The organism is Pseudooceanicola sp. HF7, from assembly GCF_011806405.1.
Classification (GTDB): domain Bacteria; phylum Pseudomonadota; class Alphaproteobacteria; order Rhodobacterales; family Rhodobacteraceae; genus Pseudooceanicola.
On the sequence record NZ_JAATOW010000022.1, the window covers coordinates 55388 to 76416 of the forward strand.

The window sequence follows — 21029 nt, forward strand, 5'->3', positions numbered from 1 at the left end:
CGGTTCAGCCTTCCGGTGCGAGAATGAAGTCGAACTCGAAAACCGCATCGGGCTTGACGTCAAGCGCGTAGTCGAACTGGTCGGCCTTGCGCAGGGGCTGCACCTTGGCGATGAGCGATTTGCGCACACCGAAGACGGCGTCGTTGTCGATGTATTCCGTGTTCTCGAAGAAGACTTCGGTGGTGATGTCCGCCATGCCCTTGGCGCGGATGATGTAATGCAGGTGCGCGGCGCGCCAGGCGTGGCGGTTGCCGGCGCGCAGCAGCTCGCCCACGGGGCCGTCGTAGGGCACGGTATAGGGCTTGGGCAGCACGGTCGTGTAGTAGTAGCGCCCCTCGGAATCGGTGGTGAACTTGGCGCGCAGGTCCATCTTGTCCTGGCCCTGAGCCTGTTCCTGGATGGGGTAGGTGCCCGCGCCGTCGGCCTGCCAGGTGTCGATGATCGCGCCCGGCAGGGGCTTGTGCAGCGTGTCGGTGACCTTGCCATGAACCAGCACGATGGCGCCGTCGCGCCCTTCGGACAGGTCGGCGCCCAGTTTCTTTTCCGGGGCATCGTCCAGGTAGAAGGGGCCCAGGTTCGACCCCTCTGTCGCGCCGCCCCGGGTGTTGATCATGTCGACCAGCGCAGAGAAGCCGAGCACGTCGGACAGCAGGATGAACTCATGCCGTTCGGGGGTGGATATCTGCCCGCAATCATAGAGAAAATTCAGGACGCGCATCCATTCGTCATGGGTCACGCCCTGTTCCCGCGTGTAGTCGTGCAGGTGCTCGATCAGGCCGTGCAGAAGCTGTTCGAAGCGGCTGCCCGGCTCTGTCGCGAAGCTTTCCTTCACGGCGTCTGTGATCTTGTACTGGTTGATGTCGCGCATGTCTCTCTCCCTTTGCGAACATCGCGAGGCCTCTCTCCTGCCCCCGACAATGATGCTTGACGGGACCGTAATCTGCCTCCTACACTTTCGGCAAGAGCAAATAATTTCGGTATGCGAAAAAGGGAAGCGTAATGCGCATCGGAAAACAGGATCAGTCCTTTACAGCCATCGCGACGTCAGACGCGGAAAGCATCACCGTGCGGGGCAAGGATCTGTGCGACGAGCTGATCGGGAAGATCGACTTTACCGATTACTTCTGGCTGCTGGTACTGGGGGAACATCCCACGGCGAAGCAGCGCCGCATGATGGATGCCTGCCTTGTGGCGATTGCCGAACATGGGCTGGTGCCCTCTGTCCAGGCCGCGCGGATGACGCTGGCGGCCGGGCCGGACGCCTGGCAGGGGGCCATGTCCGCCGGGCTGCTGGGCATGGGCAGCGTGGTCGCCGGGTCGTCAGAGGCCGCCGCCTATTTCCTGCAGGAGGTGCTGGACAAGGCCGAGGCCGATGACACGGACGTGGAAACCGCGGCGATTGCCAGCCTGAAGGCCTGTGCCGCAGCGAAGAAGAAGGTGCCCGGCCTGGGCCACCCGCAGCATGATTCCGGCGATCCCCGCGCCAATGTCCTGCTGGAGATCGCGGATGATATCGAGGTCAGCGGGCGCTACGTCGACTGCCTGCGCCTCCTTGGCAAACACGCGCCCGAGATCACGGGACGGCCTCTGCCGATCAACGTGTCCGGCGCGATCCCGGCCACGATCCTGGACGCAGGCTTCCCGTTGCAGGCCGTGAAGGCCGTGCCGCTGCTGGCCCGTGCCGCCGGTCTTTCCGCGCATCTCTACGAAGAGAGCCTGCGGTCCATCGGCTTCATCATGTCCAACGAGGCCGACAAGGCCATCACCTATGACGGCCCCAAGTCGTCGAAAAACAAGGGCTGAGGAGAGCGTCCATGGTCAAGATTCTGAAAGGCGTGCGCGTCGTCGAACTGGGCACCTATATCACCGGTCCGGCCTGCGGCATGCATCTGGCGGATCTGGGCGCGGATGTCGTCAAGGTCGAACGCCCCGGCACCGGGGATCCCTTCCGGGCCTTCAAGGGCGGGCTCTATTCGCCCCATTACCAGACCTACAACCGCAACAAGCGCTCGATCGCGCTGGATACCAAGGATCCCGAGGACCTTGCCGTCTTCCACGGGCTGATCGAGACGGCGGACATCTTCGTGCAGAACTTCCGCCCCGGCGTGGCCGAGCGCCTGGGCGCGGGCGAAGAGGAGCTGCGCAAGCTGAACCCCAAGCTGATCTATTGCGCCATTTCCGGCCTTGGGCCATCGGGGCCGGCAAAGGATCGGCCGGTCTATGACTCGGTCGCGCAGGCCGCCAGCGGCTACCTGCGGCTGCTGACCCCGCCGGAGAACCCGCGCGTGATCGGCCCGGCCATCGCCGATGCGGTCACCGGGCAATATGCTTCCATGGCCTGTATCGCGGCGCTGTTTGACCGTGAGCGGGGCGGGAAGGGGCGGCGCATCGACATCTCCATGCTGGAGGCGATGTGCCATTTCAACCTGGACAGCTTCACCCATTACTATTCGGTCGGAGAGGTCATGGGCCCGCTGTCGCGCCCCACGGTGTCGCAAAGCTACACCTTTAAATGTGCGGACGGAAAGTGGATCGCCTTCCATCTTTCCAGCCCCGAGAAGTTCTGGGAAGGCCTGCTGGAGGCCACCGGCCAGGAGCAGCTGAAGGAGGATCCGCGCTTTGCCGAGCGGCTGCAGCGGATCGAGCACCAGGATGATCTGATTGCCCATTTCACGCCTGTCTTCGCCAGCGAGCCGCGGGATGTCTGGTGCGATCGGCTGCGCGCGGCCGAGGTGCCCTATTCCCCGGCTTACGAAAGCTCCGAAGCGCTGGAGGATCCGCAGGCACAGCACCTGGGCATCAAGGTCAGCGCCCCAAGTGCCGAGATCGGCACCTTCACCACGGTGCGCCCGCCCTACAACTTCGACGGCGCCGCCGAGACCGAGGTGATGGCGCCGCCGCAACTGGACGAACACGGCGCGGAACTGCGCGCCGAGGTCGCCCGGCGCAAGGCCGGCTAGGCGGCAGACCTTCGGGAGGGGGACATATGACAGAGATCATCAAGGCGGTTCCGGCCGCGGACGTGAAAGAGGCCAGCAAGGAGATGCTGCAAAAGCAGCTCTTCGCCATCTTCACCAGCCCGGTCAACGGGATGGGTCCGGTCTTTGACCACCTGGAAGAGCACCTGGCCTTCCAGGTGCAGCTGGAAAAGGACGGCATCCTCTATGCCGCCGGGCCGATGTGGACCGACGACGAGGAAAGCTGGGAAGGCGAGGGGCTTGTCGTGATCCGCGCGCAGTCGCGGGCAGAGGCAATGCGGATCGCGCAGGGCGATCCGATGCACAAGGCGGGCGCGCGGGAATTCCGCGTGCGCCCGTGGATGATCAACGAAGGCACCGTGACGGTCCGGCTCGACATGTCCAGCCAGAGCTTCGCGATCGTCTGAACTTTCTTTGGGAGGAGAAAACCATGAACTACTTGCTTCGCACCGCGCTTGTCGGCGCGCTTGTCATGCCCGGCGCGGCCTTCGCGCAGGAAACGATCAGCCTTACGGTGGCCTCCAGCCACCCGACGGTCATTCCCTGGGTGGGCATGATCAAGACCCACTTCATGGCCCGCACGGATGAGATCCTGGCGGAGTCCGGCGAGTACCAGATCGACTGGAACGAGGCCTTCGGCGGCCAGCTTTACAAGGCCAACGCCACGCTGGATTCGGTCGAGCAGGGCATCACGGATGTCGGCTGGGTCTTCTCCATGCTGGAGCCAGCCAAGCTGCCGATGAGCCAGGCGTCTTCCTACGCGCCCTTCACCACCGCCGATGCGGCGCTGCAGCTGGAGGTCATGCAGGAGCTCTTTGAAACCAACGAGGCCTTCCGAGAGGAATGGGAGCAGTACAACCTCAAGGTGCTCGGCTTCACCGGGACGGACAGCTACGATGTCTACACGTCAGAGCCGATCGATGGCTTTGCCGATCTCGACGGGATGAAACTGTCTGCGCCGGGCGTGCTGGGCAACTGGCTGCGCGGCACCGGGGCGAATGCCGTGGATGGGTCGCTGACCAGCTTCTACACCGATATCCAGACCGGCGTCTCCGATGGCGTGCTGTCCCTTGCGCTGGGGGTTCTGCCCGCGAAGATCTACGAGGTCGCGCCGCATGTGACCAAGGTCGACATGGGCGTCGCCTTCTCCGGGGCCGTCGCGATCAACCGCGACAGCTGGGATGCGCTGCCCGAACCCGTGCAGAAGGCCATGATCGAGGCCGGGGCCTATTACACGGAATCCCACGGGCGTGACCTGAACGAACGCCATGCCGCCGCGCTTGAGATGATGCTTGAAGCCGGCGCGGACCAGTCCACCCCGGTGGAGATCACCCCGATGAGCGAAGAAGACCGCAAGGCCTGGGTGACCGCGATGCCCAATATCGCCAAGGAATGGGCCGATGGGCTGGAAGAGCGTGGCATGCCCGCGCGGGAGTTCATGCAGTCCTACATCAACGGCGTGCGGGAGCGTGGCGGAGAGCCGGTGCGCGCCTGGGACGACGAGCTTTGATCGCGAGTCCCTGACGTGACCCAGTCGAAAAATGAACAAACCTGTGCCGGAGGATCCCGGCACAGCGCTCTTGCCGGTCGCCTCTGGGGCGGCGTGGTGAATGCGCTGGCGGCCTTCGGGACCGCGCTGATCGCCGGCCTGATGCTGCTGATCTGCGCGGATATCGTGGCGCGCAACGGCATGGGGGCCTCTTTGCCCCTGGTGTCAGAGCTGGGCGCGCTGCTGCTGGTGATGATCGTCTGCCTGCAGTTCGGGGCCACCATCCGCGCCGACCGCCTTGCGCGGGCGGGGCTTTTCCTTGATCCCCTTCGCCAGCGCCGGCCCCGCGTCAGCGCGGCGCTCGAGGCGCTCTTCTGCCTGGTCGGCGCCTGGATGATCGGCCTGATGGCCTGGGCCACCTGGGGCGTGCTGACCAAGGACTGGGACCGGCGCGAGTTCATCGGCACCCCCGGCCTGGGCACGCTGCCCACATGGCCCTTCCGGGTCTTCATCCTGCTGGGCCTGACGGTCGCGGCAGTGGAATTCGCGGTGCGCGCCGTGCGGAATATCCGCGCCGCCGCAGGCTATGCAGAGGTAACACGATGACTCCGCTGGAGATTGGCTATTACGCCGTCGGTGGCCTTCTGGTCCTGATCTACCTTGGCATGCCCATCGGCATCGGGATGCTTGGCGTATCCTTCCTGGGGGTGACCCTTATCCGCAACGATGACGTCGCCCTGCGGATGCTGGGCGCGGCGGGCAACGACAGCCTGCGCGAATACCTTTACGCGGTGGTGCCGCTTTTCGTGCTGATGGGCTTGCTGGTCACCGTGTCCAACGTGGGCAAGGATACCTTTGACGTCTTCCAGAGGATGCTGCGCCGGATGATGGCGGGCCTGGGCATCGCGACGGTCTTTGCCAATGCGGTCTTTGCCTCCATCACCGGGATCTCCATCGCCTCTGCCACCGTGTTCAGCCGGGTCGCCGTGCCGGAGATGACGCGCCACGGCTATTCCAAGCGGTTCGCCACCGGGGTGGTCGCGGGATCCTCTGTCCTGGGCATGATGATCCCGCCCTCGCTTCTGATGATCGTCTACGCGGTGCTGGCAGAGGAATCCGTGGGCCGCATGTTCCTGGCCGGGATCGGCCCGGGCATCCTGCTGGCGCTGGTCTTTTCCGCGACGATCCTGCTGATGGCCGGCTGGCGCAAGGAGCTGGTCTATGCCCGCCCCGATGACGCGCCCGAGTCCGAGGATTTCACCTTTGGAGAAATCGTCAGGAAGGCGCTGCCGATCCTGGCGCTGATGCTGGTGGTCCTGGGCGGTCTTTACGGCGGTTTCCTGAACCCGACCGAGGCCGGGGCCGCCGGTGCCGCCGGGGCGCTGGTGATCGCCCTGATGCGCCGCGCCCTTCCGGCGCGCACGCTCTGGAACCTGATGGTGGAGACCGGGCAGATCACCGTTTCGGTGCTGTTCCTGATCCTCGCCGCGACCTTCTTCAGCCGGATGCTGGCGCTGTCCGGCGTGCCGCGCGAACTGGCGGCGCTGTTCCTGGACAGCTCCATCGGGCCCTTCGGCTTCCTGCTGGTCTACCTGGTGCTGATCGTGCTGCTGGGCTGCCTGATCGATTCCATCTCGATCATGCTGATCGTCCTTCCGATCGCCCTGCCGGTGGCAGAGGCCGCCGGGTTTGACCTGATCTGGTTCGGGGTTCTGACCGTCGTCGCGGTGGAGATGGGGTTGCTGACACCGCCCTTCGGCCTATCAGTCTATACCATCAAGTCCGCCATCGACGATCCGGAGCTTTCGGTCGGCGACATCTTCCGCGGCGCCTTTCCCTTCGTCCTGGCGATGGTGGTGGCGCTGGCGATCCTTATTGCCTTCCCGTCGATCTCGACGTGGCTGGCACGACTTTGAAACGAAAGAGGCCCCATGGCACATATCCTTTTCATCCCCGGCAGCCTGCGAGAGGCCTCCTCTTCCCGGGCGACGGCCCGCGCCCTGGCGGCGCGGCTGCCGGCGGGGACCACCCATGACACCGTCGATCCCGGCCGCCTGCCGCATTACAACGCGGACATAAAGGACGACCCGGAGGTCGCGGCCTTCCTGGAGAAGCTGAAAGGGGCGGACGGCGTGGTCTTCGTGTCGCCGGAGTACAATTACAGCATTCCCGGCCTGCTGAAGAACGCGATCGACTGGGGGTCGCGCCCGGCCTTCGAGTCCCCCTTCAAGGACAAGCTCTGCCTGATCGTCTCGACCTCGGGCGGGGCGCTTGGCGGGGTGCGGGCGCAATCGCACCTGAAGTACGTGCTGAACGGCATGCTGGCGCGGGTCCATCCCTGCAAGGAGATCGTCGTGCCGATGGCCAACGGCAAGGTCGTCGACGGCATGCTGGAAGATGACGCGATCCTGGAGTTCGCCGAAGAGGTGATGGGCGACTTCCTTTCCGCCTGCAAGGGCGGCGCGGCGGCGGGCTGACCGCTTACTGGCGGGCGAAAAGCTGCAGGCCGTCTGGCCGGTGTGATCTTCTTTTCCGCCGGAGCCCGCGCTCTGATCGGGCAGGCTCCGGCCAAGACCATCGCACTTTCTGCGTGACTTATATTGTGGTGGGGTGCGTCCCTGCCACAATATCTGTCCTCTTCCCGCCCTCAGCTCAGGCCTTTTGCCGCCGGATCCGCCCGAGGTGCCAGCGGGCTCAGCCCCAGGTCCAAACGAAAAGGGCCCACCGCGATGCGGCAGGCCCCTCTGTCTCTGTCCGAAGTCCGCTCTTAGGCGCGGACGAGCTTTTCGTAGCTCAGGGAGATATCCTTGGTGATCTCGCCCACTTCGAAGTTGTAATCGCCGATCTGGCCCACCGGGGTGACCTCGGCCGCGGTGCCGGTCAGCCAGCATTGCTGGAAGCTTTCCAGCTCTTCCGGCATGATGTGGCGCTCGTGCACGGTCAGGCCCTTTTCCTTCAGCATCTCGATCACCGTGCGGCGGGTGATGCCGTTCAGAAAGCAATCGGCCAGGGGCGTGTGCACTTCACCGTCCTTGACGAAGAAGATGTTCGCGCCGGTGCATTCGGCCACGTAGCCGCGGTAATCCATGAACAGCGCGTCAGAGCAGCCCTTGGCCTCTGCCGCGTGCTTGGACATGGTGCAGATCATGTAGAGACCGGCAGCCTTGGCATGAACGGGGATCGTTTCGGGCGAGGGGCGCTTCCACTTGGCGATGTCGAGCTTGGCGCCCTTCATCTTGGCGTCGCCGTAGTAGTTGCCCCATTCCCAGCCCGCGACGGCCATCCGCACGGGGTTCTTGAGGGAGGAAACGCCCATGTCTTCGCCCGCGCCGCGCCAAGCGACGGCGCGCACATAGGCGTCCTTCCAGCCGTTGGCTTCCAGCATCGCGTATTTGGCCGCTTCGATCTCTTCCACGGAGTAGGGGATCTCGAAGTCCAGCATGTTGGCAGAGGCGCGCAGGCGTTCGGAATGTTCCACGCCCTTGAAGATCTTGCCGTTGTAGCACCGCTCACCTTCGAAGACCGAAGAGGCGTAGTGCATGGCATGGGTCAGGATGTGTACATTCGCATCGCGCCACTCTACCAGCTTGCCATCCATCCAGATCTTGCCGTCGCGGTCATCATAAGCAGCCATTGCGAACCTCCTGACATTCCAGTCAATTTTTCATAAGTTGCGTCAGTGCCGGGTCATTCATGCTGAATATTACGCTGACGCAGGGCTGATGTAACTTTTGATTCTTGGAAAGTCAACAAGCCTGACGTATTTTACCCACAGGGTTGAAACGGGCGGGTGATCCGGGCCAAGGTCCAAAGCCGCCGCCGGGTGACGACAGGGACCGCGGACCATGGGGCCCCCGCAACCGCTCGCGCGGGGGGATGGTCCGCTAAGACTGGCCGGGAAACCGGCCCGGGAAATGGAAGGAACGTGCATGTCGGATACGCAACTGGGGGACAACCTGCTTTTCCTGACGGACGAGCAATTGCGCCAGGGGATCGAGGCGATGTTCTTCGCCTACCGCGGCTTTACCGCCGCCCCGGACCAGCTGCTTGAGGGCACGGAGTACGGCCGGGCGCATCACCGGGCGCTGCACTTCATCGCGCGGGTGCCGGGGATGAAGGTCTCTCGCCTGCTGACCATCCTGGGCGTGACCAAGCAAAGCCTGAACCGCGTGCTGCGCAGCCTGATCGACGATGGGCTGGTGGAAAGCCGGGTGGGCCTGGCGGACAAGCGCGAACGCAACCTCTACCTGACGGAAAAGGGCAGCGCCCTTGAGGCAGAGCTGTCTGAATCGCAGCGCAAATGGGTGCGCAGCGCCTATCGCAAGGCCGGGCCGGAAGCCGTCGCAGGCTTTCGCCAGGTGCTGGAAGCGATGATGGATGGCGAAATGCGCCGCGTGTATGGTACGCTCAGGGACGGAGGCACATGAGCGACCCATTTCCGCATCTGCTGATCGTCGATGACGACGAACGTATCCGGGATCTTCTGGCGAAGTTCCTGAAGCGCAACAATTTCCTGATTTCCACGGCCCGCGATGCCGCCCATGCGCGCCGCCTGCTGACGGGGCTGGAATTCGACCTGATCGTGCTGGACGTGATGATGCCGGGCGAAGACGGGATTTCCCTGACCGAAAGCCTGCGCCAGGAGATCACGACTCCGATCCTTCTGCTGACCGCGCGCGGGGAAACCGAAGACCGCATTCGCGGGCTTGAGGCCGGGGCGGACGATTACCTGACCAAGCCCTTCGAGCCGCGCGAACTGCTGCTGCGCATCAATGCCATCCTGCGCCGCATGCCGGAACTGCCCAGCCAGGCCACCGTGCCCAAGGTGCTGCACATGGGCGACGTGCGCTACGACATGGAGCGCGCAGAGCTTTGGCGGGGCGATGCGCCGGTGCGGCTGACCGCGACAGAGGTTCAACTGATGCGCGTCTTCTCTGCCCACCCCGGAGAGCCCCTGACCCGCCTGCAACTGGTTGAGGAACTGGGCCGTGGCGGTTCCGGCGAACATACCGGGGCGCAAGAACGCGCCGTGGATGTCCAGATCACCCGGCTGCGCCGCAAGATCGAAAACGATCCGCGCCAGCCGCGCTACCTTCAGACGGTGCGCGGGGCGGGCTACCTGCTGGCCCCGGACTGAGCGGGCTCAGCTGCCCAGCAGCGCTTCCAGGTCCGCGATCATCGCTTCGGTCATGCGCCGGGCCAGGCGGATGCGGCGCGGCGGCAGGCTTGCGTCTTCCACCCGCACCAGGGTTTCGTAGCACAGGAAATAGGGCAGGAAGACCTTCTGCTCGATCTCCGTCAGCTCGAAGGCCCGGGTGAAGGCTGCGATCTGGCCTGCGTCCACGCCAAGGGATTGCCTGCCCGATGGCAGCATGTCCCGGCGGGCGCTATGCACCAGGTAGCGCGCCATGTCGCGGTAGATCGGCGCGATCCCGGCGGCGCTGATGTCGATTCCCCACAGCAACTCCCGCCCCGGCGACCAGATCAGGTTGTTGGGATGGTAATCGCCATGGGCCAGCGACACGCGCCAGTCGCCCTCTACCTGGCGGGCCAGTGTCAGCATCAGCTCAAGCAGGCGGGATTCCGGTCCGACCAGCTCCGGATAGGGTTGCTTGGGGGCCTGTTGCAGCGCCCAGCGGCGCCAGGGCCCCTTGTTGGCGCCGCGCCAGATCAGCGAGGGGGCGGCCTGGGTGGCCAGCCAGCCGGCAACACGGGGGGCCATGGCAGGGCGCTCTGCCTCAGGCATGGTCTTCAGGAACTCCAGCAGCGGGGTGCCGCCGACGCGGGCGGTGACGCACATGGCGCCCTCTTCCAGCAGGGCCAGCGGTTCGGGCACGCGGTAGGGCCCCTGCGACATGTAGCTGCGCAACCGCTGGGATTCCTCTGCCCCGCGTGCAAAGGCCCGCGCGGCGGCGGGGGCCAGCGCCATGTGAAACACCGCCGCGCGCCCGTCGTACTGGCCAGAAAAGACCGCCCGCCGGCCCGGCAGCAGTCGCAACAGGTTCGACAGCTCTGCCGGGTGGCCGCGCAGCAGGGTCTCTGCCTGCTCCGTGGCGGCGAGGGCCTGTTCGGTCGGCGGTTCCGGGGTGGAGGGGCTGTCTGTCATGCGGGCTAGGATTGCGGCCCCCGCGCCCCGGCGTCAATTGCCAGGCGTGCCTGCAAGCCCGATTGAACCTGCCGGAGTCGCCGGATAAGCTCAGGCGCAACAGAGTTCGACGAACCAGCCAAGACCGGAGCCCGCGATGAGCGACACCCCGACCCAGGACATGTCCTTCGAAGCCGCCATGAAGGAGCTTGAGAGCGTCGTCTCCAAGCTGGAACGCGGCGACGTGGAGCTTGAAGCCTCCATCAAGCTTTACGAACGCGGGGCAGAGCTGAAGAAGCATTGCGAAAAGAAGCTGGCCGAGGCGCAAGAAAAGGTCGCCGCGATCACGCTGGACAGCGACGGCAACCCGGCAGGGCTGACCCCGGTCGAGGGTCTCTGACTTGTTCAAGCCAGCCCTGGATGGCGCGGCAGAGGCGATCTCTGCCCATTTCACGCAGCTGCTCGCCGGATACGAAGGCAAGACGGGCGACGCGATGCTTTACGCCGTGGGCGGGGGTAAGCGGCTGCGCGGCTTCATGGTGCTGGAAGGCGCGCGCCTGCATGGCGTGGCCGATGGCCCGGCGCTGAACGCCGCCGCCGCGATCGAGGCGATGCACGCCTATTCGCTGGTGCATGACGATCTGCCGGCCATGGATGATGACGACCTGCGCCGGGGCCTGCCCACCACCCATGTGAAATGGGACGAGGCGACCGCGATCCTGGCCGGTGACGCCCTGCAGACCTTGGCCTTCGAGCTGCTTGCCAATTGCGATCTGCCGGCCGATCGCCGGGTCGCGCTGGTCGCGGACATGGCGCGCGCCGCGGGCGGGCAGGGCATGGTCCTGGGCCAGGCGCTGGACATCGCCGCGGAAACCGCCGCCACCCCGCTGACGCTTGAGCAGATCAAGCGGTTGCAGGCGCTCAAGACCGGGGCGCTGTTCCATTGGTCCGCCACCGCCGGCGCGGTCATGGCCGGGGCCGATCCCGAGCCGCTGGCGCGCTATGCCGCGGCCCTGGGCCTGGCCTTCCAGATCGCCGATGACATCCTGGATGTCGAAGGGGACGAGGCATTGGCAGGAAAACGCCTGAACAAGGACAGCGCGGCGGGCAAGGCCACTTTCGTGTCCCTGATGGGCCTTGAAGCCGCCCGGACAGAGGCGCAGACCCTGATCGAGGCCGCTTGCGATGCCTTAACCATATACGGTGAAGATGCGGAAAACTTGCGGCAGGCCGCCCGCTTCGTTATCTCGCGTCAAAGCTGAGGGACCGAAGGGGGGGACCGCAGCCCGCCAGGAACCGGAGCCAGAATGACCCAAAGACCCGATACCCCGCTGCTCGACAGGGTCGTGACCCCGGCCGACATGAAATCGCTCTCCGATGCGGAGCTGCGCCGCCTGGCCGATGAGCTGCGGGCAGAGACGATTTCCGCAGTCTCCGAAACCGGCGGCCACCTGGGCGCCGGCCTGGGCGTGGTGGAGCTGACTGTGGCGCTGCATGCGATCTTCGAGGCCCCGCGCGACAAGATCATCTGGGATGTCTCCCACCAGTCCTATCCGCACAAGATCCTGACCGGCCGGCGGGACCGCATCCGCACCCTGCGCCAGAAGGACGGCCTGTCCGGTTTCACCAAGCGCAGCGAAAGCCCCTTTGATCCCTTCGGCGCGGCACACAGCTCCACCTCCATTTCCGCGGCGCTCGGCTTTTCCGTGGCGCGCGACCTTGGCGGCCAGGTGCCGGAGGGGCTGGGCGATGCGATCGCGGTGATCGGCGATGGCGCGATGAGCGCCGGCATGGCCTTCGAGGCGTTGAACAACGCCGGCCACCTGGGCAAGCGGCTGATCGTGATCCTGAACGACAACGAGATGTCGATCGCGCCCCCTGTCGGCGCGCTCTCGTCCTACCTCACGCGGCTTTATGCCGGCGATCCCTTCCACCAGTTCCGCGCCGCGGCCAAGGGCGCTGCCAGCTTCCTGCCGCCGCCCTTCAAGGAAGGCGCCAAGCGCGCCAAGGAGATCCTGAAGGGCATCGCCGTTGGCGGCACGCTGTTCGAAGAGCTGGGCTTTTCCTACATCGGCCCGCTGGATGGCCATGACATGAGCCAGCTTCTGCCGGTGCTGCGCACGGTCAAGGCCCGCGCCACAGGGCCGGTGCTGATCCACATGGTCACCAAGAAGGGCAAGGGCTACGCGCCCGCAGAGCGCGCCTCTGACAAGGGCCATGCCACCGCCAAGTTCGAGGTGGAGAGCTTCAAGCAGAAGAAGGCCCCCTCCAACGCGCCCAGCTATACCTCTGTCTTCGCCCAGGAGCTGGTGCGCCTGGCGGCAGAGGACAGCCGCGTCTGCGCCGTCACCGCCGCCATGCCCGATGGCACCGGCCTTGGGCTGATGGCGGAACGCTTCCCCTCGCGCACCTTCGACGTGGGCATTGCCGAACAGCATGGTGTGACCTTTGCCGCCGCCCTGGCGGCCGGGGGCATGCGGCCGTTCTGCGCGATGTATTCGACCTTCCTGCAACGGGGTTACGACCAGGTGGTGCATGATGTCGCCATCCAGCGCCTGCCGGTGCGCTTCGCAATCGACCGCGCGGGGCTTGTCGGCGCGGATGGCGCGACCCACGCTGGCAGCTACGACGTGGCCTACATGGCCAACCTGCCCGGCATGGTGGTCATGGCCGCCGCGGATGAGGCAGAGCTTAAGCACATGGTTGCCACCGCCGCCGAACATGACGAGGGCCCCATCGCCTTCCGCTACCCGCGCGGAGAGGGGCTTGGCGTTGAAATGCCCGAGGTCGGCGTGCCGCTGGAAATCGGCAAGGGCCGCATGATCCGCGAAGGCAGCCGCGTGGCGATCCTGTCCTTCGGCACCCGCCTGGGCGAGGTGCTGAAAACCTGCGAGGCGCTCGCGGCGCGCGGCATCACCCCCACGGTGGCCGATGCCCGTTTCGCCAAGCCGCTGGACCGTGACCTGATCCTGCGCCTGGTCGCAGAACACGAGGCGCTGATCACCATCGAAGAGGGTGCGATCGGCGGTTTCGGCAGCCATGTCGCCCAGCTTCTGGCCGAAGAGGGCTGCTTTGACGGCGGGCTCAAGTTCCGCTCCATGGTGCTGCCCGATACCTTCATCGACCAGTCCAGCCCCGAGGACATGTATGCCACAGCCGGGCTGAATGCCTCGGACATCGAACGCAAGGTGCTTGAGGTGCTGGGCGTCGACTCCCTTGAGAAACGCGCCTGAGGGTACCTACCCAAGGGCCGCCTGACCGGGCGGCCCGGCAGGCCCCCCGCTAGACCGCCACGCCGAACAGCGCGCCGACCCCGGCGGTGACGGCCATGGCCATGGCCCCCCAGAACAGCACCCGGAATGTGCCGCGCAGCATCGGCGCGCCGCCGGTCTTCGCGCCAAGTGCGCCCAGCCCGGCCAGCGCGACCAGCGTGGCGATCACCACCGCCGGCAGGATCGCGCCCTCCGGCGCCAGCATCGCAGCCGCCACGGGCACCGCCGCCGCCGCGGTGAAGGTCAGGCCGGAGGCCGCAGCGGCCTGAAGCGGATTGGCGGCATTGACCTCGTGCAGGCCCAGCTCTTCGCGGACATGGGCCTGAAGCGCGTCCTTCTCCGTCAGCTCCCGTGCCACCAGCGCCGCCGTCTGGGCCGACAGACCCCTGTCCTGGAAGATCTGGGCCAGCTCGCGTTCTTCTTCATCGGGCATGGTTTCCAGCGCCTCGGCTTCGCGCGCGATATCGGCCTTTTCGCTGTCCGCCTGCGAGGAAACAGAGACATATTCCCCCGCCGCCATGGACATCGCCCCGGCTGCCAGCCCGGCCGCCCCGGCCACCAGGATCGCCCCGCGCCCCGGATCGGCCGCCGCCACGCCCACGATCAGCGAGGAGACGGACACGATTCCGTCATTGGCCCCCAGCACGGCGGCGCGCAGCCACCCGGTGCGAGTGGTGTAATGATGTTCGGGATGGATCTGGGGCGTCTCGGTCATCGGGCTGGTCCGTCTGGAGTTGCTGTCCCCAGATTACCTGGCCTGCGCCGCTTTGCCAGCCCTTGGCTGGCGCGCGCCCGCCGCGGGCGGCCTCCAAGCGCGGCGCGGGCTAGGGAAGATACTGGAAATTCACGGGAAATCGCGGCTCTACCTGCGTCCGCTCGCCGCAGGCCCAAGGAAGCTGCCCGGCCCTTGACCCAGATCAAGGAAGCGTGAGCGGAGCGGGCGCATGACCGGGCTCACGAAAGTCTGAAAGGAATACGACATGAAGACCCGGACCATTCTGCTGACGGCGACGGCCCTTGCGGCCCTGACGGCAACCGGTGCGGCCGCCCAGCAAAAGGGCGACATCACCCTGGGCGTCGGCCTGGGATACGTGGCGCCGAAGGACGACAACGGCACCCTCGCCAATAACCGCCTGGAGATCGGCGAAGACACGCAGCTAACGCTGACCCTGGAATACTTCCTGACCGACCAGATCGGGATCGAGCTTCTGGCCGCGACGCCCTTCACCCATGACCTGACCCTGGGCGGCAACAATATCGGCACGGTGAAGCATCTGCCGCCGACCGTCTCGGTCAACTACCACCTGAACACCAACACCAACTTCACGCCCTTCGCCGGCCTTGGCCTGAACTACACCACGGCGCTCGACGTCGACTCGCCGCTGGGCAACGTGACGCTGGATGACAGCTGGGGCATGGCCGCCCACCTGGGCGTGGACATGAAGATCAGCGAACACGGCCAGCTGCGCGCTGACGTGCGCTGGATGGACATCGACATGGATGCCAAGCTGAACGGCGCCGCCATCGGCACCGCAGAGGTCGATCCCTGGGTCCTGGGCGTCTCCTACATCCACCGGTTCTGAGGGCCGCCCTTCGGAAACGGACCCCGGACTCGAAATCCGGAAAACACAAACGGGCGCATCCCAGCGATGCGCCCGTTAAACTATCTCTGGGAACTTTGCAGCCTCTGGGAACTCTGCAGCGGGGAAATCCTCGCTGAGCCGCCGGAGCTTACCAGCCGCCCACGCCGGAGCTGACCAGCCACCAGATGGCGCCGCCCGCGCAGCCCAGCCAGATATAGCCCAGCAGGGTGAACAGCCCGTCGCGCGCCAGAAGGGCGATGGCGAAGAAGCTGATCGCGGTGGCGAACAGCGATGTCACCATCGGCAGGATCTCAAGCGCTGGGATGATCAGGCAGATCGCGCAGATCACCAGCAGCGTCACCAGCCGCGCAGGTCGGCTGACCAGCACCGTCAGGCGCTTGTGGGTCTGGCGATCCACCCAGGCACAGGGGCGGCGCAGCCAGTCGATCGCCTTGCCCAGCTTTTCGCGGGTGACCTTCCGGCGACGGATCATGCCGGGCATCCAGACATGGGGGCGGCCCAGCAGCTTTTGCACCGTGATCAGCAGGATGAAGATCGCGCCGATGGTCGGCAGCCCGAAGATCCCCGAGATCGGAGAGATCAGGATCAGCGAGGGCACAAGGATGATCGGGGCGAAACTGCGGGTGCCCACCTCTGTCAGGACTTCCTCGACCGAGACTTCGCTGTCCTCGCCCTCGTCACCGACGTTGGAAAGCGCGTCAAGAATGTCTTCCAGCGAGCGCAGCTCCGGATCGGGGCCGGATTTGTCGGGCTCACCCGTGTTTGTTTCTGCCATTGTCATGCAGGCACAACGCCCGGCCCCCCATTCGGTTCAATCCACTGACCGATTCAATCGGCCCCCTCAATCAGGCTCCAGCGCGTGCAGGGCCGACAGCCCCTCCCGGTAGGTGGGATAGCGCAGGCGCACCCCCAGTTCCTTCTTGATGCGGTCGTTCCGCACCCGCTTGCTTTCGGCGTAGAAGCTGCGCACCATCGGGCTCATCTCGGCCGTTTCGAAATCCACCTCCGGCGGCGGGGGGGCACCCAGAAGCTCTGCGGCGTAAAGCAGCACATCTTGTGGCGGGGCCGGGTCATCATCGCACAGGTTGTAGATCGCGCCGGGATTGGGCGCGGCGATAGAGGCCGCGAGCACCTGGGCGATATCCTCCACGTGGATGCGGGAAAAGACCTGGCCGGGCTTCAGGATGCGCCGGGCCGTGCCCTTGCGCACCTTGGAAAACGGGCCGCGCCCGGGGCCGTAGATGCCCGCCAGGCGGAAGATATGCAGCGGCAGACCGGGGATGGCGGACCAGGCGGCCTCTGCATCCCTGCGCCACTGCCCGCGCCGGGTAGAGGGGGTCAGGGGCGTCTCTTCATCGACCCAGCCGCCCTGGTGATCGCCGTAGACACCCGTGGTGGACAGGTAGCCGACCCACTCCAGATGCGGCGCGCGGGCGGCAGTCTCAGGGCCCAGCTCGCGCAGCACCGGGTCGCCATCGGCATCCGGCCCGGCGGAAATCAGCAGGTGGCTGGCCTGCTCCAGCAGGGGGCGCAGGTCATCGCCCGTCGCCTCGTTTGCGGGAAAGACGTGGGGCGTCACGCCCGTGGCGCCGATCGCGGCGGTCTTTTCCGGGCTGCGGGTGGTGCCGTGAAGCGTGAAACCGCTTTCCAGCAGCAGCGGAGTGGTGGCGCGGGCGGTGTAGCCGTGGCCAAAGGAAATCATCAGCTTGTTCATGGGCTCACAATTGCCGCGCGGGCAGGGGGTGGCAAGTAAAGATCCCCTGAGCGGGTTTCCCTGCAACGACGCCCCGTCAAGACGCCCCGATCACGCGCCGGGGCAGGCCAGCGCTTGCACCTTCCGTCCGCGCGGGACAGAAAGGGCTGAAAAGGAGATTCCGATGCACGAAGGCGTTCTGACCCCGGATGTTCCGCCGACAGAAAGCTTCACCGATGCCGATGCGGCGGTGGACCGGCTGATCGCGCTCTATGACGGGGCTGCCAGCTTCCTGCAGGAACACTTCATGACGGCCATGCTGACCGCCACCCGGCCAGAGGGACGCATCCGCGCCTTCTATCCAGAGGTCCGCATCACCACGACCAGCTTTGCCAAGATCGACAGCCGGCTCAGCTTCGGACATGTGGCGGCACCGGGCACCCATGCGGCCACGATCACTCGACCGGACCTGTTCCGGAACTACCTGGTCCAGCAGATCGGCCAGCTGATCCGCAACTACGACACCCATGTAGAGGTCGGCCCCTCCGATACGCCCATGCCGGTGCATTTCGCCGTGGCGCGCGACCCTTCGGTCACCGTGCCCCATGAAGGCGCCGCCGCCTTTACCCTGCGCGATGTCTTCGACGTGCCGGACCTGACCACGACGAACGACGATATCGTCAACGGCACCAATGTGCCCCGTGCGGACGGGGTCGAACCGCTGGCCCCCTTTACCGCGCAACGGGTGGATTATTCGCTGGCGCGTCTCAGCCACTACACGGCCACGGATCCGGAGCATTTCCAGAACCACGTTCTGTTCACCAACTACCAGTTCTACGTGTCGGAATTCGAAGCCTTCGCGCGCCAGATGCTGGCCGATCCCGACAGCGGCTACACCAGCTTCGTCACCACCGGCAATGTTGAGATCACCGGCCCGGAGGCGCCCATCCCGCCGGCCACGAAGATGCCGCAGATGCCCTCCTACCACCTGAAGCGCGAGGGCGCGCAGGGCATCACGCTGGTCAACATCGGCGTCGGCCCCTCCAACGCCAAGACGGCAACGGACCACATCGCGGTGCTGCGCCCCCATGCCTGGATCATGGTCGGCCATTGCGCCGGGCTGCGCAACTCGCAGACCCTGGGCGATTTCGTCCTGGCCCATGCCTACCTGCGCGAGGACAAGGTGCTGGATGACGACCTGCCCGTCTGGGTGCCGATTCCGGCGCTGGCAGAGATCCAGGTCGCCCTGGAAGAGGCGGTCGAGGCCGAAACCCAGCTGGAAGGCTACGACCTGAAGCGGATCATGCGCACCGGCACCGTCGCCAGCCTGGACAACCGCAACTGGGAGTTGCGCGACCAGCGCGGCCCGGTGCAGCGCCTGTCGCAATCCCGCGCCGTGGCCCTGGACATGGAAAGCGCCACCATCGCCGCCAACGGTTTCCGATTCCGCGTGCCCTACGGAACGCTGCTTTGTGTCTCCGACAAGCCCTTGCATGGTGAGCTGAAGCTGCCCGGCATGGCCTCGGATTTCTACAAGACGCAGGTTTCCCGTCACCTGATGATCGGGATCCGCGCGATGGAAAGCCTGCGCGACATGCCACTGGAACGTTTGCACAGCCGGAAGTTGCGCAGCTTCGAGGAAACCGCCTTCCTCTGATTGAAACACGGCAGAAATCGGCAGGGTCCCGCCATAGCAAGCCTATGCAGGCAAAAAAGGCAGGAAAACATACTCAATTTGTTGTGTCGCTCCCCCACATCCGGTTATATGCCCGGCACGAGGCCCAAGAGATCGGGCAGTGAAAGGAGACCATCGTATGGCAAAGCCGATGACCAAGACCCAACTCGTGGCCGCACTGGCCGAGGAAATGGGCGAAGACAAGAAAACCGCGTCCACCGCGCTTGATGCCGTGGTGGCAATCATCACCAAGGAAGTGTCCGAAGGCGGCGCTGTGACCCTGCCCGGCGTTGGCAAGATCTACTGCCGCGAACGCCCCGAGCGGATGGTGCGCAACCCGGCAACCGGCGCGCAGATCAAGAAGGAAGCCGACAAGGTGGTCAAGATGACCATCGCGAAGGCCCTGAAAGACAGCGTCAACGCCTGATCCCCTGGCGGGATCGCCATGGATTGTCGCTGACGCATAGCTGCCATGGTACGAAAAGCCGAAAGGCCGCCCCGGGGTGGCCTTTTTGCATATCAAGGCATTGAGTTTCTTGCGAAACCTGCCCTGACCAGCCCTTTGGCCCTACGCGGCCGCATCCGCGTCCTTGCGCGGCTCTGGGGGTTTTCCTTCCGCTCACGCTCTGGTTATCTCCGCCCAAGGGATCAGGTCGCCGGGGCCTGAGGATACCGGAAAGGGACGGAATGGATCTTCGCGCCATCGCAATGGGGCTCAGCTTTGCGCTGATGTGGTCCTCCGCCTTTACCTCTGCCCGGATCATCGTCGCCCATGCGCCGCCCATGGCCTCGCTCTCCCTGCGCTTCCTGATTTCCGGCGTGATCGCCCTGGCGCTGGCGCGGATGATGGGCCAGAGCTGGCGCCTGACCCGGGCGCAGTGGAAGGCCACGGTGATCTTCGGGATCTGCCAGAACGCGCTTTACCTTGGCCTGTTCTTCATCGCCATGCAGTGGATCGAGGCCGGCCTGGCCTCCATCATCGCCTCGACGATGCCGCTGATGGTGGGACTTTTCGGCTGGATCGCCCTGGGCGAACGCCTGCGCCCGCTGGCGATCGGCGGACTTGTGCTGGGCGTGATCGGCGCGGCCCTGATAATGGGCACGCGGATTTCCGGCGGCGCGGACCTGACCGGGATCGCGATCTGCATCCTTGGCACGGCGGCGCTGGCGGTGGCCACGCTCTCGGCGCGCGGGGCCTCCGGCGGGGGCAACGTGATGACGGTCGTGGGCTACCAGATGCTGATTGGCGCCGCGGCGCTGGCCATCGCCGCCGGCATCTTCGAGGACTGGCAGGTCAGCTGGAGCCCCTCGCTGCTCTATGCCTTTGCCTATACGGTGCTGGTGCCCGGCGTCGCGGCCACCTGGATCTGGTTCCTGCTGGTCAACCGCATCGGCGCGGTCAAGGCGGCGACCTTCCACTTCCTCAACCCCTTCTTCGGCGTGCTCGTCGCCGCCATCATCCTGGGAGAGGCCATCGGCCCGCTGGACCTGGTCGGCGTGGCCATCGTGGCCGCGGGCATCCTGGCGGTGCAATTGTCCCGCCAGAAAACCGTTGCCGTGACGCGGGAGCCGGTGAAACCGGCGGCCTGACCGCCAGTTCCGGGGGGCTCAGCTGGGGGCCATCGCCGCCTGGTCCTGTTCCGCCGCCCAGGCCATGGACGGGCGCGCGCCGCAACGCTTGAACCAGTCCTGCAGGGCAGGGGTATCGGGCAGGGCTTCCGGGAAATAGCCGAAGGGCGATTGCACCAGCAGGTCCACGGCGGTGTAACGATCCCCCATCAGGTAGGGCCGCCCACCGGCCAGCGCGGCCTCAAGCCGGGCGATGACCGCATCCGCGTCGCGGAAGGTGCTGTAGAAGATCGGGTGATCTGCCCCGGAAGCCAGCACCACATAGGCGGGCTCCATCATGTTGCCGTACCAGGCCAGCCAGCTCAGGTAGGTGCCGCGCTGCGGATCGCCGACGGACGCGCCAAGGCCGGCTTCGGGGAACATGTCCGTCAGGTACAGCATGATGGCATTGGTTTCCGTGATCAGCGTCTCACCGTCCAGCAGCGCGGGTACCTTGCCATCGGGATGGGGGTTGACCGGATCGCTCTGGCCGGTGCCATCCACGCGCAGGATATCGGTCAGCCGGATCTGCACCTGGTCCTGGATGCCCAGCTCATGCAGCAGCGAAAGCATGCGGGTCGAGCGGGAGAAGGGGGAATGATAGAGCGTCAGCATTGGCGCGGTC

The 21029-nt window shown here is 65.6% G+C and carries 23 protein-coding genes; 16 read left to right on the top strand and 7 right to left on the bottom strand.

The features are described from left to right. Positions 1-4: 4 nt before the first annotated feature. On the bottom strand, positions 5-868 hold the full coding sequence (locus tag HCZ97_RS13315; protein WP_167689206.1) for a dioxygenase: 864 nt from the start codon (positions 866-868) through the stop codon (positions 5-7). A gap of 131 nt (positions 869-999) precedes the next feature. Between HCZ97_RS13315 and HCZ97_RS13320 the strand changes: the two genes are divergently transcribed. The 7 genes from HCZ97_RS13320 to HCZ97_RS13350 are packed head-to-tail and all read left to right on the top strand — an operon-like array spanning position 1000 to position 6944. Further along, positions 1000-1803 (top strand): citryl-CoA lyase, encoded by an 804-nt coding sequence (locus tag HCZ97_RS13320; protein ID WP_167689207.1) that lies wholly within the window; start codon positions 1000-1002, stop codon positions 1801-1803. Positions 1804-1814: 11 nt separating this feature from the next. After that, positions 1815-2960 (top strand): CaiB/BaiF CoA-transferase family protein, encoded by a 1146-nt coding sequence (locus HCZ97_RS13325; RefSeq protein WP_167689208.1) that lies wholly within the window; start codon positions 1815-1817, stop codon positions 2958-2960. 26 nt (positions 2961-2986) lie between these two features. After that, on the top strand, positions 2987-3385 hold the full coding sequence (locus tag HCZ97_RS13330; protein WP_167689209.1) for a YciI family protein: 399 nt from the start codon (positions 2987-2989) through the stop codon (positions 3383-3385). Between the two features lie 23 nt (positions 3386-3408). Continuing rightward, a complete protein-coding gene (locus HCZ97_RS13335) occupies positions 3409-4488 on the top strand; it encodes a C4-dicarboxylate TRAP transporter substrate-binding protein (RefSeq protein ID WP_167689210.1) in 1080 nt (359 codons plus the stop codon). 15 nt (positions 4489-4503) lie between these two features. Next, complete coding sequence (locus HCZ97_RS13340; RefSeq protein ID WP_167689211.1) at positions 4504-5073, top strand: TRAP transporter small permease subunit; 570 nt, start codon at positions 4504-4506, stop codon at positions 5071-5073. After that, positions 5070-6383, top strand: coding sequence for a TRAP transporter large permease (locus tag HCZ97_RS13345; RefSeq protein ID WP_167689212.1), 1314 nt, complete (start codon positions 5070-5072; stop codon positions 6381-6383). The genes HCZ97_RS13340 and HCZ97_RS13345 overlap by 4 nt, the downstream gene beginning before the upstream one ends. A 15-nt stretch (positions 6384-6398) precedes the next feature. After that, positions 6399-6944: an NADPH-dependent FMN reductase gene (locus HCZ97_RS13350; protein ID WP_167689213.1), complete on the top strand. Its 546-nt coding sequence runs from the start codon at positions 6399-6401 to the stop codon at positions 6942-6944. 290 nt (positions 6945-7234) lie between these two features. Here the strand turns inward: HCZ97_RS13350 and HCZ97_RS13355 are convergent, their stop codons facing one another. After that, positions 7235-8101, bottom strand: coding sequence for a branched-chain amino acid aminotransferase (locus tag HCZ97_RS13355; protein ID WP_167689214.1), 867 nt, complete (start codon positions 8099-8101; stop codon positions 7235-7237). A gap of 295 nt (positions 8102-8396) precedes the next feature. Between HCZ97_RS13355 and HCZ97_RS13360 the strand changes: the two genes are divergently transcribed. Together HCZ97_RS13360 and HCZ97_RS13365 are read left to right on the top strand one after the other, a co-directional pair. Continuing rightward, positions 8397-8894 (top strand): MarR family winged helix-turn-helix transcriptional regulator, encoded by a 498-nt coding sequence (locus HCZ97_RS13360; RefSeq protein WP_167689215.1) that lies wholly within the window; start codon positions 8397-8399, stop codon positions 8892-8894. Continuing rightward, positions 8891-9604, top strand: coding sequence for a response regulator (locus HCZ97_RS13365; RefSeq protein ID WP_167689216.1), 714 nt, complete (start codon positions 8891-8893; stop codon positions 9602-9604). Before HCZ97_RS13360 ends, HCZ97_RS13365 begins: the two co-directional genes overlap by 4 nt. Positions 9605-9610: 6 nt before the next feature. Here HCZ97_RS13365 and HCZ97_RS13370 read toward each other — a convergent pair whose 3' ends face one another. Then, positions 9611-10573, bottom strand: coding sequence for a phosphotransferase family protein (locus HCZ97_RS13370; RefSeq protein WP_167689217.1), 963 nt, complete (start codon positions 10571-10573; stop codon positions 9611-9613). A 136-nt stretch (positions 10574-10709) separates the two neighbouring features. Here HCZ97_RS13370 and HCZ97_RS13375 point away from each other — a divergent pair, with 136 nt between their 5' ends. From HCZ97_RS13375 to dxs, 3 genes are read left to right on the top strand one after another with little or no spacing between them, the layout of a single operon-like run. After that, a complete protein-coding gene (locus HCZ97_RS13375) occupies positions 10710-10952 on the top strand; it encodes an exodeoxyribonuclease VII small subunit (RefSeq protein ID WP_167689218.1) in 243 nt (80 codons plus the stop codon). Between the two features lie 37 nt (positions 10953-10989). Beyond that, complete coding sequence (locus HCZ97_RS13380) at positions 10990-11814, top strand: polyprenyl synthetase family protein (RefSeq protein WP_368484376.1); 825 nt, start codon at positions 10990-10992, stop codon at positions 11812-11814. A 45-nt stretch (positions 11815-11859) separates the two neighbouring features. Continuing rightward, on the top strand, positions 11860-13785 hold the full coding sequence (gene dxs / locus HCZ97_RS13385) for a 1-deoxy-D-xylulose-5-phosphate synthase (protein WP_167689219.1): 1926 nt from the start codon (positions 11860-11862) through the stop codon (positions 13783-13785). A gap of 49 nt (positions 13786-13834) precedes the next feature. Here the strand turns inward: dxs and HCZ97_RS13390 are convergent, their stop codons facing one another. Further along, positions 13835-14539, bottom strand: a complete 705-nt coding sequence (locus HCZ97_RS13390; protein WP_167689220.1) for a VIT family protein — start codon at positions 14537-14539, stop codon at positions 13835-13837. Positions 14540-14804: 265 nt separating this feature from the next. Here HCZ97_RS13390 and HCZ97_RS13395 point away from each other — a divergent pair, with 265 nt between their 5' ends. After that, positions 14805-15407: an OmpW family protein gene (locus HCZ97_RS13395; RefSeq protein WP_167689221.1), complete on the top strand. Its 603-nt coding sequence runs from the start codon at positions 14805-14807 to the stop codon at positions 15405-15407. 148 nt (positions 15408-15555) lie between these two features. Here HCZ97_RS13395 and HCZ97_RS13400 read toward each other — a convergent pair whose 3' ends face one another. Both HCZ97_RS13400 and HCZ97_RS13405 read right to left on the bottom strand, forming a co-directional pair. Further along, positions 15556-16209 carry an exopolysaccharide biosynthesis protein gene (locus tag HCZ97_RS13400; RefSeq protein ID WP_254871522.1) on the bottom strand — a complete coding sequence of 218 codons (654 nt, stop codon included), beginning with the start codon at positions 16207-16209 and terminating at the stop codon, positions 15556-15558. Positions 16210-16269: 60 nt separating this feature from the next. Then, the gene (locus tag HCZ97_RS13405; protein WP_167689223.1) at positions 16270-17142 is read right to left on the bottom strand and encodes an SDR family oxidoreductase; all 873 of its coding nucleotides are present in this window, start codon (positions 17140-17142) and stop codon (positions 16270-16272) included. A 163-nt stretch (positions 17143-17305) separates the two neighbouring features. Between HCZ97_RS13405 and HCZ97_RS13410 the strand changes: the two genes are divergently transcribed. From HCZ97_RS13410 to HCZ97_RS13420, 3 genes are all read left to right on the top strand, one after another. Beyond that, entirely contained in the window at positions 17306-18778 is a 1473-nt protein-coding gene (locus HCZ97_RS13410) for an AMP nucleosidase (RefSeq protein WP_167689224.1), read from the top strand. A 157-nt stretch (positions 18779-18935) separates the two neighbouring features. Then, positions 18936-19223 carry an HU family DNA-binding protein gene (locus HCZ97_RS13415; RefSeq protein WP_167689225.1) on the top strand — a complete coding sequence of 96 codons (288 nt, stop codon included), beginning with the start codon at positions 18936-18938 and terminating at the stop codon, positions 19221-19223. A 260-nt stretch (positions 19224-19483) separates the two neighbouring features. Next, entirely contained in the window at positions 19484-20386 is a 903-nt protein-coding gene (locus HCZ97_RS13420; protein WP_167689226.1) for a DMT family transporter, read from the top strand. 18 nt (positions 20387-20404) lie between these two features. Here HCZ97_RS13420 and HCZ97_RS13425 read toward each other — a convergent pair whose 3' ends face one another. Then, positions 20405-21019, bottom strand: coding sequence for a glutathione S-transferase family protein (locus HCZ97_RS13425; RefSeq protein WP_167689227.1), 615 nt, complete (start codon positions 21017-21019; stop codon positions 20405-20407). Between the last annotated feature and the right edge of the window lie 10 nt (positions 21020-21029).

Coding starts and splice junctions, on each gene's coding strand:
- HCZ97_RS13315 (WP_167689206.1), bottom strand. CDS start 868: ATGCGCGACATCAACCAGTACAAGATCACAGACGCCGTGAAGGAAAGC.
- HCZ97_RS13320 (WP_167689207.1), top strand. CDS start 1,000: ATGCGCATCGGAAAACAGGATCAGTCCTTTACAGCCATCGCGACGTCA.
- HCZ97_RS13325 (WP_167689208.1), top strand. CDS start 1,815: ATGGTCAAGATTCTGAAAGGCGTGCGCGTCGTCGAACTGGGCACCTAT.
- HCZ97_RS13330 (WP_167689209.1), top strand. CDS start 2,987: ATGACAGAGATCATCAAGGCGGTTCCGGCCGCGGACGTGAAAGAGGCC.
- HCZ97_RS13335 (WP_167689210.1), top strand. CDS start 3,409: ATGAACTACTTGCTTCGCACCGCGCTTGTCGGCGCGCTTGTCATGCCC.
- HCZ97_RS13345 (WP_167689212.1), top strand. CDS start 5,070: ATGACTCCGCTGGAGATTGGCTATTACGCCGTCGGTGGCCTTCTGGTC.
- HCZ97_RS13350 (WP_167689213.1), top strand. CDS start 6,399: ATGGCACATATCCTTTTCATCCCCGGCAGCCTGCGAGAGGCCTCCTCT.
- HCZ97_RS13355 (WP_167689214.1), bottom strand. CDS start 8,101: ATGGCTGCTTATGATGACCGCGACGGCAAGATCTGGATGGATGGCAAG.
- HCZ97_RS13360 (WP_167689215.1), top strand. CDS start 8,397: ATGTCGGATACGCAACTGGGGGACAACCTGCTTTTCCTGACGGACGAG.
- HCZ97_RS13365 (WP_167689216.1), top strand. CDS start 8,891: ATGAGCGACCCATTTCCGCATCTGCTGATCGTCGATGACGACGAACGT.
- HCZ97_RS13370 (WP_167689217.1), bottom strand. CDS start 10,573: ATGACAGACAGCCCCTCCACCCCGGAACCGCCGACCGAACAGGCCCTC.
- HCZ97_RS13375 (WP_167689218.1), top strand. CDS start 10,710: ATGAGCGACACCCCGACCCAGGACATGTCCTTCGAAGCCGCCATGAAG.
- dxs (WP_167689219.1), top strand. CDS start 11,860: ATGACCCAAAGACCCGATACCCCGCTGCTCGACAGGGTCGTGACCCCG.
- HCZ97_RS13390 (WP_167689220.1), bottom strand. CDS start 14,539: ATGACCGAGACGCCCCAGATCCATCCCGAACATCATTACACCACTCGC.
- HCZ97_RS13395 (WP_167689221.1), top strand. CDS start 14,805: ATGAAGACCCGGACCATTCTGCTGACGGCGACGGCCCTTGCGGCCCTG.
- HCZ97_RS13400 (WP_254871522.1), bottom strand. CDS start 16,209: ATGACAATGGCAGAAACAAACACGGGTGAGCCCGACAAATCCGGCCCC.
- HCZ97_RS13405 (WP_167689223.1), bottom strand. CDS start 17,142: ATGAACAAGCTGATGATTTCCTTTGGCCACGGCTACACCGCCCGCGCC.
- HCZ97_RS13410 (WP_167689224.1), top strand. CDS start 17,306: ATGCACGAAGGCGTTCTGACCCCGGATGTTCCGCCGACAGAAAGCTTC.
- HCZ97_RS13415 (WP_167689225.1), top strand. CDS start 18,936: ATGGCAAAGCCGATGACCAAGACCCAACTCGTGGCCGCACTGGCCGAG.
- HCZ97_RS13420 (WP_167689226.1), top strand. CDS start 19,484: ATGGATCTTCGCGCCATCGCAATGGGGCTCAGCTTTGCGCTGATGTGG.
- HCZ97_RS13425 (WP_167689227.1), bottom strand. CDS start 21,019: ATGCTGACGCTCTATCATTCCCCCTTCTCCCGCTCGACCCGCATGCTT.